This is a genomic window from Paenibacillus taichungensis, from assembly GCF_047302525.1.
Lineage (GTDB): Bacteria > Bacillota > Bacilli > Paenibacillales > Paenibacillaceae > Paenibacillus > Paenibacillus taichungensis_B.
On record NZ_CP168020.1, the window covers coordinates 4,436,843 to 4,449,680 of the forward strand.

The 12,838-nt window shown below is 45.8% G+C and carries 13 protein-coding genes; 3 read left to right on the forward strand and 10 right to left on the reverse strand.

Annotation, left to right across the window (positions count from 1 at the left end):
• Window positions 1-73: 73 nt before the first annotated feature.
• The 5 genes from ACDJ58_RS19810 to ACDJ58_RS19830 all read right to left on the reverse strand — a co-directional run bounded on the left by ACDJ58_RS19810 (window position 74) and on the right by ACDJ58_RS19830 (window position 6,001).
• On the reverse strand, window positions 74-337 hold the full coding sequence (locus ACDJ58_RS19810; protein ID WP_063565591.1) for a YlbG family protein: 264 nt from the start codon (window positions 335-337) through the stop codon (window positions 74-76).
• A gap of 80 nt (window positions 338-417) precedes the next feature.
• Window positions 418-855 (reverse strand): YlbF family regulator, encoded by a 438-nt coding sequence (locus tag ACDJ58_RS19815; RefSeq protein WP_076288222.1) that lies wholly within the window; start codon window positions 853-855, stop codon window positions 418-420.
• 141 nt (window positions 856-996) lie between these two features.
• On the reverse strand, window positions 997-2,904 hold the full coding sequence (locus ACDJ58_RS19820; protein WP_413372541.1) for a helicase-associated domain-containing protein: 1,908 nt from the start codon (window positions 2,902-2,904) through the stop codon (window positions 997-999).
• A gap of 51 nt (window positions 2,905-2,955) precedes the next feature.
• On the reverse strand, window positions 2,956-4,632 hold the full coding sequence (locus ACDJ58_RS19825; RefSeq protein WP_413372542.1) for a DNA repair helicase XPB: 1,677 nt from the start codon (window positions 4,630-4,632) through the stop codon (window positions 2,956-2,958).
• A gap of 199 nt (window positions 4,633-4,831) precedes the next feature.
• Window positions 4,832-6,001, reverse strand: coding sequence for a M20 family metallopeptidase (locus ACDJ58_RS19830; RefSeq protein ID WP_413372543.1), 1,170 nt, complete (start codon window positions 5,999-6,001; stop codon window positions 4,832-4,834).
• A gap of 212 nt (window positions 6,002-6,213) precedes the next feature.
• Between ACDJ58_RS19830 and ACDJ58_RS19835 the strand changes: the two genes are divergently transcribed.
• Window positions 6,214-6,561: a YugN family protein gene (locus ACDJ58_RS19835; protein ID WP_413372544.1), complete on the forward strand. Its 348-nt coding sequence runs from the start codon at window positions 6,214-6,216 to the stop codon at window positions 6,559-6,561.
• A gap of 13 nt (window positions 6,562-6,574) precedes the next feature.
• Entirely contained in the window at window positions 6,575-7,861 is a 1,287-nt protein-coding gene (ftsW, locus tag ACDJ58_RS19840) for a putative lipid II flippase FtsW (RefSeq protein WP_413372546.1), read from the forward strand.
• A gap of 120 nt (window positions 7,862-7,981) precedes the next feature.
• On the opposite strand, the gene ACDJ58_RS19845 is transcribed toward ftsW, so the two are convergent.
• Window positions 7,982-8,344 carry an Asp23/Gls24 family envelope stress response protein gene (locus ACDJ58_RS19845; RefSeq protein WP_024631137.1) on the reverse strand — a complete coding sequence of 121 codons (363 nt, stop codon included), beginning with the start codon at window positions 8,342-8,344 and terminating at the stop codon, window positions 7,982-7,984.
• 183 nt (window positions 8,345-8,527) lie between these two features.
• Here ACDJ58_RS19845 and cax point away from each other — a divergent pair, with 183 nt between their 5' ends.
• A complete protein-coding gene (cax, locus tag ACDJ58_RS19850; protein ID WP_063565584.1) occupies window positions 8,528-9,598 on the forward strand; it encodes a calcium/proton exchanger in 1,071 nt (356 codons plus the stop codon).
• Between the two features lie 191 nt (window positions 9,599-9,789).
• Here cax and ACDJ58_RS19855 read toward each other — a convergent pair whose 3' ends face one another.
• The 4 genes from ACDJ58_RS19855 to ACDJ58_RS19870 form a co-directional block, all read right to left on the reverse strand.
• Complete coding sequence (locus ACDJ58_RS19855; protein WP_024631139.1) at window positions 9,790-10,083, reverse strand: YlaN family protein; 294 nt, start codon at window positions 10,081-10,083, stop codon at window positions 9,790-9,792.
• A gap of 226 nt (window positions 10,084-10,309) precedes the next feature.
• Window positions 10,310-10,555 carry an HPr family phosphocarrier protein gene (locus ACDJ58_RS19860; RefSeq protein ID WP_024631140.1) on the reverse strand — a complete coding sequence of 82 codons (246 nt, stop codon included), beginning with the start codon at window positions 10,553-10,555 and terminating at the stop codon, window positions 10,310-10,312.
• Between the two features lie 96 nt (window positions 10,556-10,651).
• Window positions 10,652-11,767, reverse strand: coding sequence for an aminopeptidase (locus tag ACDJ58_RS19865; protein ID WP_413372548.1), 1,116 nt, complete (start codon window positions 11,765-11,767; stop codon window positions 10,652-10,654).
• Window positions 11,768-11,876: 109 nt separating this feature from the next.
• Complete coding sequence (locus tag ACDJ58_RS19870; protein WP_413372550.1) at window positions 11,877-12,743, reverse strand: hypothetical protein; 867 nt, start codon at window positions 12,741-12,743, stop codon at window positions 11,877-11,879.
• Between the last annotated feature and the right edge of the window lie 95 nt (window positions 12,744-12,838).

Here is a 12,838-nt window from a genome sequence, read left to right on the forward strand (position 1 = left end):
AAGGGCCCCTCTGGTTAATCGTTTCGAAATGTTCAGTGCAACAAGTTCACTGCACATTCGCAAACCATTTTTGTTATATCCCGTAAAAACTCGTTTTGTCCATCGTTTTGCTAGCATACTCTGTTTTAATCTCATTCCGGTAGGAACGTTCGACCTTGCGCACATAGGAAAGTCTGTTCACATTTTTCATCGTATCTTCAGCCCGCTCTGCATTAACATACATGACGACATAATGCATACGGCGGGAGATGTAATGAACGGTACCATACTTTTCGAGATTACGAGCCGCTTTCAAATCACTGACCCATATAATGAATCCTGTCCTTTCCGCAAACATCATTTTCCCCGCCTTTCTATAATGGAGACCGGATCCTCGGAAAGGTCCGGTCTGTCATGAATTTATTTTCTTATCAAATCTTAGCTACAACCACACTTGCCTCCGCTACCGCAGCCGCCCTTCGGATTCGGATCATTGCTCGGTACCTTGATGGTCGTTGACACGGCGAATGCAATCGTCTCCGACATCTGGAACAACATATCGTCCAATGCCTTCTCCGCCTGTTTGAAGCGGGCTACCGCCTCGAAATGTTCCAATTCAAGCTCTAAAGCCTGAACCTGATCTTTTGCGGCGTGATAGTCCGGGTGAAAATGCCCAAAACGCTGGGTTTCTTCAAATAGTTCCTTTTTGGCGTCCAGCTTGCGTATTCCCGCCTGAATTTCAGGGTTCGTCTCCACTTGCTGCTTCCAATATAAATAATCCGATACTTCGGCTGATTGGTTAATCATGTCGCCCAGTTCATATGCGCCCGTTAACACTTGGGCCATATCGACCGTGTTCATTTCCGCTACGCTCATGAAATTCATCCTATCTATATATAAAGTTCTACTTAACGTAGACTACTTCATCATATCATATCCCCGAAAAGTTAAGAAGAGTTTTTCCTGCAAATAGAAATAAAGGGAACAGGCGATCTGCTTTGGCAAAGTCGATCAAGTTTATGCATGGTCCGGAATAATCAAGCGTATCTGGTTCCATTCGTTAGGCGAAAAAGTACGGCGTTCTGCGGGATCTGTATCATCCTCCGATATGGACCAGCCTGTTAGTGTCCAATCTTCATGACCTTGAATCTGATCGGGGATAACATAAACGATATTGCTGTCCAGCTTCAGACCCAGTTTTGTCTGCCATTCAATGGCTTTCGCAGCAATCTGACGAGCTGTGGATACATGATACCCTCGCCACTCGTTATGCCACATCTCAGGGATCTCTCCGTATCCGGGAAACAGACCCGACTGCTCCGTGATGGAATGATCCTGTTCATACGTGTGAAGTTTGGAGTCACCTTGAATGAGCCCTACCCTTCCACGAATATAAAAGAGTTCCTTCTGCACCTCAAGTCCGTCTTTGAACTCATCTGCTCCGACAATGGACTCATCTGCAATTGCCTTCGACTCTATCCCGTTCAACTCCTCAGGTAATTCACTTCTCGATTCATATATCCATATATCCTTTTTCTTAACTTTATCCACCGATTCATCCTGATCAACATTCTGCCCAGCATCCATGCCAAGTCTGTCTGCATCCTGCCCCCACTGCTGGATCGCTAGCTCCACATGTTCAGGCACTCCCGAACCGGCATACCGTCTAAGGAAGTTTATCATTACATCAGCTGTAAGACCGATCTCTGATGCAGCGATGATTCGTTCCTTTGTTATGCGATATATGGACATTCGATCTCGACTCACAAGCTCTGCACCAATGTCCAGATTCCAGCGGACTTGGGGAGTTACATCTGGCGGAACCATAATTTCAAAGTCAGGCTGTACAAAAATGGTATTCTTTCCCGCATGTTCTTCCACATGATCCACAAAGTTCAATAAAACTCCCGGGTCAATCTGCCAGCGATATAGAAGCTCTCCCGCCACTGACTCACCAACCTCACCATATCCCAAACCTGCCAGAACATCGAGCCAACCCCGGATATGTGTTAAGAAGGATCCTGAAGAACCTCCACTCTCTCTACTTTCCATTGATTCTTCCAGATCGTCATGGTCTATAGTTCCTACTGGAATACTCAACCATTCATTTTCCTGTGAAGCAAACATCAGCAATTGATGACGAAAATGTTGAAGTTTAGGCTCCGCTATACCATATCGGTCCATACATACGCTATAGATTTCTCGGTGCATTGAAGACCACGACAACGTTAACCAGTGATAAAGACGATCAAATGACACATGCATCCGATTATGCACCTTTTCAATCAAACCCAGACTGAGCAGCAAATCAATAACAAGTGCCACATGGACTGGATACACATCCGCATGATCGTAGCGAATACCTAGTTCGGTGAAGTCTTCAGGGCCCAAAACCGTCATCCGACTTAATCTCTGCACCATTTTCTTGTGGATAGTTCCTTTACTTGTTAATGGGAGTCCTCCTTGAGCTTGACTTTCTCTTACCATCCAAGCCAATACATGAAGAAGCTCTGCAGCAATATCCGGCTTTCCCTCTCGAACAATCTTCACTTTCTGGACTTCATTACTGGATATGGACTTATCTATTTTCATTTCATCCTGTAATACATTCAACTTCTGCTGAGCGAACTGACCAACCCGTGCTGCATAAGCAATGGTTAACAAAGAAAGTAGTGATTCCGGTATGTAATACAGACGTTCTCCCCAAGACTTGCGCACAGCTTTGATCCAGCCTTTATGCCGAAGCGCTATAAACGCCATCACCGCTTCAGCTCTGCTAAGACCATCTGTAGCCCACTCTGCTGATGTCAGCATGTTGGAAAAGGGTTGTCCGGCATATTTGCAAAAAATCACACCAAGTACCGTTCTTTCAACGCATGAAAGCTCTTTTAATGAATTCACATCCAGATTACCTTGTGTATGCATTGCTTCTCAGGCCTTTCCCATTATTTTTAAGTAGAGATGTAACCCGCCTTTTCATTGCAATTCATGAACAATTTTGTACTCATATCCTTGTTCGACCAGAAACATCTGACGACGTAATGCAAACTCCTGTTCCTTACTATCCTCGGATACAAGGGCATAGAAATAAGCTTTATTTTCTCCAGACTTCGGCCTTAAGATCCGACCCAATCGCTGGGCTTCTTCCTGCCTTGAACCGAAACTTCCAGATATCTCAAGTGCCACAGCAGCATCCGGCAAATCTACGGCAAAATTGGCAACCTTGGATACTACAATCGTTTTGATCTCACCACGCCGGAACGCTGCAAACCATTTCACTCGCTCTTGTTGGGACATCGAACCCGATATGAGCGGCGCTGCAATTTCCCGGGCAATGCTCTCAAGCTGATCCAAATACTGTCCGATGACAAGCGCTGGCGTCCCCTCATGATGGTCCAATATCCGTCTGATCACAGCTAATTTGGCCGGATTTTCGGCTGCAAGGCGAAATTGATGCTTCACCTCCGCTTCCAAATAGTTTGATCGTAGTTCAGGAGTGAACGGGATGCGTATTTCCTGGCACTGTACATTCGCAATCCAGCCTTGCTGCTCTAATTCTTTCCACGGCATGTCATATAGTTTCGGACCAATTAGCGAAAATACATCCTGTTCACAGCCATCCTCACGCACCAATGTTGCTGTCAACCCCAGTCTTCTTGTAGCCTGAATATCTGCAGTAGCCCGAAATACAGGTGCTGGCAGCAGATGGACCTCATCATAAATGATGAGTCCCCACTGACGTTCACTGAGCAATTTGATATGGGTAAAATCAGCATCTTTGGATTTTCTATGTGTAAGAATCTGATAAGTAGCCACAGTCACAGGTTTCACCTGTTTTTTCTGACCAGAATACTCACCAATCTGTTCACTCTTTATCGTTGTTTTGTCCTGTAATTCCTGAATCCATTGCCGCACGGATGTGGTGTTCGATGTTAAGATAAGGCACTCACATTGCAAACGTTCCAATACCGCCATCCCAATAACCGTTTTGCCTGCACCGCAGGGAAGAACAAGCAGACCACTTCCTCCCATGCCTTCGCTACCTTCAAATGCATCCACTGCATCTCGCTGGTAAGGGCGTAACCTGAATCCTTCTGAACTGTCACTTTGAGTATTCGCTTGCCATTCAAACGGAAGACTTGTTCCTTCTCGATATCCCGCGTAATCCAGCACCGGATAACCCAAACGAGTCAGTTCACGCTTCAGCAATCCGCGTTGCTCACCGCCAAGTATGAGCTCATGGGGATCGACACGTTCCATCCGAAAAGCCGAGATGGTCTTCATACTGCTTAATTCATCCAGCAATCGTTCATCTTCACTCACGAGACGCATTCTCCCATGATCTGCCTGTGGCTTCAATTGCAGCTTCCCATATTGATGGATAATTCTTTGGATATCTTGAATCAGGGCGGCAGGAACATTCCAACGAGACACTGATTCCAGACTTGCTATCACTTGATCAGCACTCCATCCGAGTGCAGCGGCATTCCACAGTGATAACGCAGTGATGCGATATGTATGAAAAGCTGCAGGTGTCTTCACCAGTTCGGCATACATTCCTAGTTGAGCTCTGGCCTGGTCAAATCCAGGATGTCCCACTTCAAGCAATACTGTAAAATCACGCTGGACAATACAGGCGTCCGTTTTCTCCATTCCGCTTCCTCCCTAATTTGAAAATGAGTTATATGTTTTTCCGAATAACAGGCATCACAAAAAGTCCAGTTCCGGTTTCTTCCGAAATTGAACCTGTATAATACAACAGTTCGACCTTAACTTAAGCTTTATAAAGACCTAACAAAAAAAGCACCCTGCTCATACCTTGGTATGAATAGGATGCCCAACTATACTCAGATCATTCGGCTGTATATCCTTTAGCCATTGCTATAAATAGTTTCACAGCATTTTGCATGGCATCCTCATCAAAGTCAAACTTGGGATGATGATGCGGATAGATGGCATTCTTCTCCGGGTTGCCTGCTCCTACAAACATAAAGCAGCCAGGAATCTGTTGTAGGTAATAAGCGAAATCTTCAGCTGGCATCAACATCGGTGACTTCTGTACATGTTCTGCACCAAATACATCTACCGCTTCCTTGAAGAATCGTTCCGTTTCCTGCTCATCATTCACGACAGGAGGATATCCCATAATATAGTTCAACTTCGTCTCGGCACCATAGATCTCTCCGGTCTGAGCCACGATCGTATGCACACGTTCCTTCATGATACTGCGCGTCTCTTCATCGAAGGTTCTCACTGTACCCGTCATTTTACATAACTCGGCAATGATATTCTGTGCTGAGCCCGCCTGCATTGTGCCAATCGTCAACACTGCGGGACGCAAAGGATCCACCGAGCGACTGACAACCGTCTGCAATTGCATCACAAGGGCTGAACCAGCCACGAGGCTGTCCACCGTGGATTGCGGCATGCCGCCATGTCCACCTTTTCCTTTGATCTCAATATAAAAGTCATCTGCCGCTGCCATCATCGGTCCTGGTGTGCTCGCAGCTACGCCTACTGGAAGCGGGGTCCATAGATGAATACCATAGATGACATCTACCCCTTCAAGACCGCCGTCAGCTATGACCTTGAGCGCACCACCTGGAAGCAACTCTTCTGCAGGTTGAAACAAAAAGCGAATCTCACCCTTGATTTCATGTTTATGGCGACTGAAATACAGTGCCGTGCCTAGCAAAATGGACATGTGACCATCATGGCCGCAGGCATGCATGGCTCCTGCTTGTTGTGACGCATATTCAACGTCCTTCTCATCCTGGATCGGAAGTGCATCCATGTCTGCACGAAGCATTACGACAGGCCCTGGCTTGTCCCCACGAAGGGTACCTATAACCCCGTGTCCGCCAACGTGCCGTTTCACTTCAACGCCAAAGCTCTCCAGCATACCCGCTACAAAAGAGGATGTCTTCTCCTCATGAAAGGAAACCTCAGGATTCCGATGAAGATGACGACGCCATTCTACCATGTGGATTTGCAGGTCATTCCACCATATATTATTTGTCATGTCTCTCCATCCTTTCGCTCTCTATACGGGACTTTCATCAAGCCCGAACCTTCCTCTTGAAACCTATTGCTGTATATTGTAGCAGAATTGGAAGAAAACCGATACGAATGACCGCTTGAAAGCTTGCACGGGAAGGGGAAACATACTATCATAAACTAGAGAAAAGAACGAGATTTATACTCTCGGAAGCTTATGAGGAGGATCAGACGCTTATGATTTTTGAGAATACAGGCTTGGATGGCTTGAAGAGCGACTTGGCATACCTGGATGAGAGCGCCGAGAAAGTCGGATTTGTCCGGTGGCAATGGGAATATTATCGTGCTACATATGACTACAAAATTGAAGATGAACAAACCAAAGCGGAATACTTTGTACGTATTAATACCCGTGCGATAGATGGCAAACTCGAAAAACCGGATACGGTTCTCGCAGTTGAAGCTGTTTATCTTGGAAAAGCAACCTTTCCACATGGTCTGGATTATGACTCTACCGTACCGCAGCCAGTCGTGAAGCTGGCGGCCCAAAAACTACAGCAGCTTAAAGAACTGCTGGAAGCATAGGCTGGGCCGAACCATGAAACAACAAACGGCCCAAACGAAAACGAAGAGAGGCACGCCGGATTTTCAACTGCTAATCCTCACTTTATTGTTGGTGGGCTTCGGACTGGTGATGGTGTTCAGCTCCAGTTCCAGCATTGCAATTGCAAACAAAAGTTTTAACAATGATGCCCTGTTCTTCACGAAAAAACAACTTATGTGGGCGGTTATCGGTTTAGTGGGCATGTTTTTTGCCATGAATATCCGATTTAACAAATACAAAAAACTTTATGCACCATTTTTCTTACTCACCACGGTACTGCTACTAATTGTATTGGTTGCAGGCAAGAAGGTAAACGGTGCCCGAAGCTGGATTGAAATTGTCGGCTTCAGTATTCAACCTGCAGAATTTGCCAAAATCGCCATTGTTTTGTACCTTGCAGCGCTGATCACCAAAAAAGGTGAACGGTTCAGGGATCTTAGGACAGGATATATTCCCGTGCTGGTCATTGTCGGGTTCATTGCAGGACTGATTATGCTGCAACCTGATTTTGGTACCTGCTTCATTCTGGTTTCTACGTGCGGACTGGTCATTTATGCGGGTGGAGCAAGTATGAAACACATTATGGGTTCCATTTTATTGGTAGTGTTGGGAGCAGCATTGGCGCTTGGAGCGAACGCCTTGTTTTCTTCCATGTCTTCTTCAGATACTGCAGATAGCACCACTACTACGGAAGCTGCACAGAACTATAAAATCGGGCGCATTCAGGCATTCCTTGATCCTTTATCCGACAAAACAGGTGGAAGCCTTAACCTCTATCGCTCCCTTGTTGCAATCGGGGATGGAGGCATAACCGGCTCCGGAATCGGACAAGGTACAATGAAGCTGCATTATTTGCCAAATGCCTATAACGACTTTATTTTCTCCGTAATTGGAGAAGAGCTCGGCTTTGTTGGAACTGCTCTGTTTCTGTTGGTCTACCTCTACTTCATCTGGCGAGGCATTATCGTCTCCCTTCGCTGTCCCGATCCATTTGGGACGCTGGTTGGTATTGGTATTATGGGATTAATTGCGATCCAGGCCTTTATTAACATTGGGGGCGTAACTCAGACCATTCCGGTGACAGGGGTTACCCTTCCGTTCATCAGTTACGGCGGTACCTCACTCTTTGTGATGATGGTGGCCATGGGAATCCTGCTCAGCATCTCGCGCACCAATAATTTGGACGTCATCAAGGAAGAGAAAACGAAGTCGGTGACGGTTCAGACATCCCGTACCTCTCCCGCACTTCGTTCACGTGAATCCATTCGCCGAATTCGGTAATGTATTGGAAACAGAAAAAGACTTCGCATCGAATTCGATGCGAAGTCTTTTTGGTGTTGTCTATCTAGATGAAGAACCAGGTCAATATACCGCTGTTCTTCCATCACGGATTGCTAAATTTTACAGATCGTCGCCTCTGAAAGATACGCCTTCTACCTTTACATTGACTTCAACAACACGTAACCCGGTCATGGTCTCTACCGCTTCTCTTACATTCTGCTGGAGCATGCGGGAAACTTCATGAATCGGTGTCTCGTACAGAACGATGATGCGCAGATCAATGGCTGCTTCCAGCTGGCCGACCTCCACGCCTACGCCTTTCTGTACGTTTTTACCGCTCAGGCGCTTGGCCCAGCCCTCTGACAATCCTCCAGACATTGCGGCAATTCCGGGTGTCTCCATCGCAGCCATTCCGGCAATTTTCGCCACTACGTCATCGGCAATCCGGATGTTTCCGCCCTCTAGTTGAAGTTGTTCTGCCATGCCACATCCTCCTTCACTTCGTTACTCGTATTTTAAATCCTTTCGACCCCAAAAAGCAAATTAAACTCAAAAAGATGCGTTTACAACCTACCATGATTTGGTTATATTGAAATATGAAAATAATCTCATAAGTGTTTAGTAATATCGTTTAAAACAAAATAATAAGTTACCGAGGTGTTTGTTGTGAGAAACCGAATTTCATCCATTTTGCTGATTGCCACCTTTGCACTCAGCGCCGTCGCCCACTACTTGAAATGGGATTCGATTCTGCAATTCGTCATTTCAGCCATTTCGGTTATTTTTGTGGCCGGTTTTTTAGGCAAAGCCACCGAAAATGTAGCCCATTATGCCGGACAGCGGTTAGGCGGATTTTTGAATGCTACATTCGGCAATGCCGCCGAATTGATCATCGCCATTTTCCTCGTCAAAGAAGGATTGTTCGACATGGTTAAGGCCAGTTTGACAGGCTCCATTATCGGTAACCTGCTGCTGGTGCTTGGTCTAAGTATCTTTGCCGGAGGACTCAAGTTCAAAATTCAGAATTATAATGTATCCCTTGCCGGTCTAAACGGCTCTCTGATGATTGTAGCCATCATTGCCCTGTTTATTCCAGCCGTCTTCCTGAATACCCATTCCATCACACAGAAGGATACGAATACACTCAGTCTCATTGTCGCAGGCTTGCTGATCCTTGCCTACATAGCGTGGCTAGTGTTCTCCATGGTTACACACAAGAACTATCTCGCAGATGTCACTGTGGATGAAGATGAAGAATTGCCGCATGAACATGCACCCGAGTGGTCTAAGAAAAAATCAATTCTCTATCTTGTTCTTGCAACCGTCATGGTTGCCTTCGTCAGTGAATGGCTCGTTGGCACCCTTGAGGTGTTTACTGAACAATTCGGACTCAGCGAACTGTTCGTCGGTGCGTTCCTCGTTGCCATTATCGGTAACGCCGCGGAACATAGTGCAGCCATCATGCTTGCCATGAAAAACAAAATTGGTGCCGCCGTGGAGATCGCAGTCGGCAGCAGTTTGCAAATCGCACTCTTCGTTGCCCCTGTGCTCGTTTTTGTCAGCTACTTTACAGGCAGAACGATGGACATTGTGTTTACAACGATTGAGCTGGTCGCCATTGGTGTAGCCGTATTTATCGCCAAGTCCATCACCCAGGACGGTTCAACGAACTGGTACGAAGGTCTGCTCCTAATGGTCGTGTATGTTATTTTGGGTGTATCTTTCTTCCTGGTATAACGGTACTCCCATGATCCTAAATGATAGACAAAAAATAGCGCGTAAAAGGCAGCCTGGAAATCGCATTTCCAGGCTGTTTTTTCTTTTTTCCCTCTGCCTGAACCACATCAGACGAGCTGTTCCAATTCAGGCGCACAAAAAAAGCATGCAAACACCTGCATGCCTTCTATTCTGACCCACGCTATTGCAGGCTATTGCTCATTCTTCTTGTTCAAAGCTTCATATAGAATCGCCAGATTCCGCTCAAGCGCGCTTACCAGCTGCTTACCAGCACCTTCTGGAAGAAGCCCTGCACGAACAGCAAAATCGACTTCCTTGGAGAACCCATACATCTGTGTATCCAATACTTCCTCATAGAGAGGGCAGTAGCGGGTAGCCAGATTCTCCATCTGTACTTCAATAAGCTTCTGTATTTTATCTGCATCTTCTTGAAGAAGACTGATCGCTTTCAAGTGCAACTGGTCCTGCAGATCAGATGAAGTCATGCATTTTTCCCCCCTATGTCCCAAAAATCGCGTAAAGACGTTCTACCTCTAATATTAGACGAAATCAGGAGCTAATACAAGAACCTGACCAAAATAACCATAGATTATGAAGAGCTTTATTCCTGCCTAATCCCCCTATTTTACGGAGGTCTTGCCGTACACCTGAATTATCTCATGCAAAAAAAAGCACCTCTGCCATAATAGGCAGAGATGCTTCTTAGTGCCATTACTCGGATGCGATACTTACATTCAGTCCATGTTTGGCAAATACTTCTGACATAGCTGCTTTGGCTTCAGCTGCATCCGGGCCATGAACGTGCAGTTCATAGCTGTGCGTGCTGATCAGCGTTGTAAACAGTCCGAGAATACTTTTTACATCGATATACTTGTTCTCTGAATGAAGTACGATTGAAGAAGTAAATTTGCTCGCTGTTTGAGCAATTTCAACTACCGCTGCGTTATTACTCGACATAGGAATCCCTCCGTCTTTTCACTTTTGGTATCATCTATTAATTACCACTACATGATACCGTGAATCCGCTTTCCTAGCAACAGCAAAATACTGTTCCTACTTCAGACGATCCGGATTGAGGCATTCCAGCTCAGGAATAACGAAAATACCGTCTTTACGGATCAATACATCATCAAAATAAATTTCGCCACCACCGTAGTCTGGACGCTGGATCAACACCAGATCCCAGTGAATGGAGGAACGATTTCCGTTATCTGTTTCTTCATATGCTTGGCCTGGCGTAAAGTGCAAGCTGCCTGCAATTTTTTCATCAAACAGAATGTCCTTCATCGGGTGCAGGATATGTGGATTAAATCCAATTGCGAATTCACCGATATGACGCGCGCCATCATCTGAATTCAGAATTTCATTGATGCGGTCTGTATCGTTGCTTGTTGCTTCAACAATTTTACCTTCTTTGAAGGTGAATTTAATATTTTCAAAAGTAATGCCGTTATACAGCGTTGGCGCGTTATAACTAATCGTTCCGTTCACTGAATTACGTACAGGGGCACTGTACACTTCTCCATCCGGAATATTTTTTTGGCCAGAACATTTCTCTGCACCGATATCTTTAATGGAGAAGCTCAGGTCTGTTCCTGGTCCAGTGATACGCACTTTGTCCGTGCGTTTCATCAGATTAGCCAATGAATCTTGTGCTTTGTCCATTTTAGCGTAATCCAGGTTACAAACGTCGAAGTAGAAATCTTCAAACGCTTCTGTGCTTGTATTCGCCAGCTGTGCCATACTTGCATTCGGGTAACGAAGCACAACCCATTTTGTATGTTTTACCCGTTGCTCGCTATGTACCGGATGGGAATAAAGTGAATTGTACATTTTCATTTTCTCTTCCGGTACATCGGACAGATCATTCACATTCTCCCCTGCACGGATACCAATGTAACAATCCATTTGTTTCATCCGGTTCAGATCGATCTCTGCCCAGGTTTTCATCATTTCTTCTGTCGCATTTTTGAGCATGGCACGCTGTACTGTTTTGTCAGTCAGCTGTACAAAGACGTTACCGCCTTTTTTGCCTACTTCTTCAATAATTGCATTAATCAGATCACGCTCCGTGCCGATCATCTCAACCAGCACATTCTCGCCGGGCTGTACATCTACAGAGTAGCCCACCAGATTGGCTGCGAGCTTCTGAATTCTTGGATCCTTCATCGTGTAAACTCCTCCTGTCATCCGCTATTCCTGAATTGAACAACGGTAAATTACGATACTATTGTAGCACGCTACAACGATCCCGTCAGCAGGCAGCCCCGCAACTTATCTATTCATAAGCCCTGAAGTTTACATCCGTGACAAGAGCTTCTTTGTTCCTTTTGCTGTTCATGTCCTTATAGCTCACCTGGCTTTCCGAGGAAAGTCGCAAGGGCAAGCTAGTTTTCCGATCTACAGTTAGATGATACACCGTCTGTACCTCGGCCTGTTTCATCATCTCTTGCATCGATGTTTCCCCTTGCTCCCACACTTTGTTCAAATCCTTCTCCAGCTTCTCCTGACTACCTCCCTTAACCGTAGTTGCCTTATGCATATACTCTGCCCGAATCGCATTCATCTCGTCGTCAAGCTGCGCGAGTGCCCACGTTTTGGCGTCTTTTGGTGCGAGTTCAATTCGCAGTATTTTCGTTCGACGGCCTGAACCGTACTCTGACTTTATCGTTTTGTTCAACCGATCGATACTTTCCATTTGAGCGATGGGATTAAAACGGGACAGCGATCCGCGCAGGGGCTCATGTTGGGCAGTTAAAGCCATCCATTGTCCTTGTTTGCGTTCAAAAGTTGCACTGAATCCACTCGGTTGCCCGTTATTGTTAACAGCGGCGGCATTTACTCCTTTTACTCCCGTTCCGGCAGCAGTCACAGCTCCAGGCAGCCTCGTTTGCAAGGTCAAGCGGTCATGATCCTCCAGCTTGCCCTCAAATTTAAACTGATTTTCGAACAGCCCGTTGCTTTCGCGTCGTAATCCCGCTTCCCCATCAAAACTCAGCTTTTCTTTACCTGCAATTCCTGATAAAGCCAGTGAAAATAATTCCTCAGGAGTTCGATCTCGCTCTAACAATCCACAACCAGGAGCACACAACACAACAATGCTCAGAATCAACAATAGCCCACGTATATACCGACGGTTCAACATGTTCTATTCCACCTTTCCATCAAACTTTCTCCATAGCCTGCCCCTCCCTTATTTGCTTATACTTCCTTCCTTTGGCATCGCCTCTTCAAAAAAAT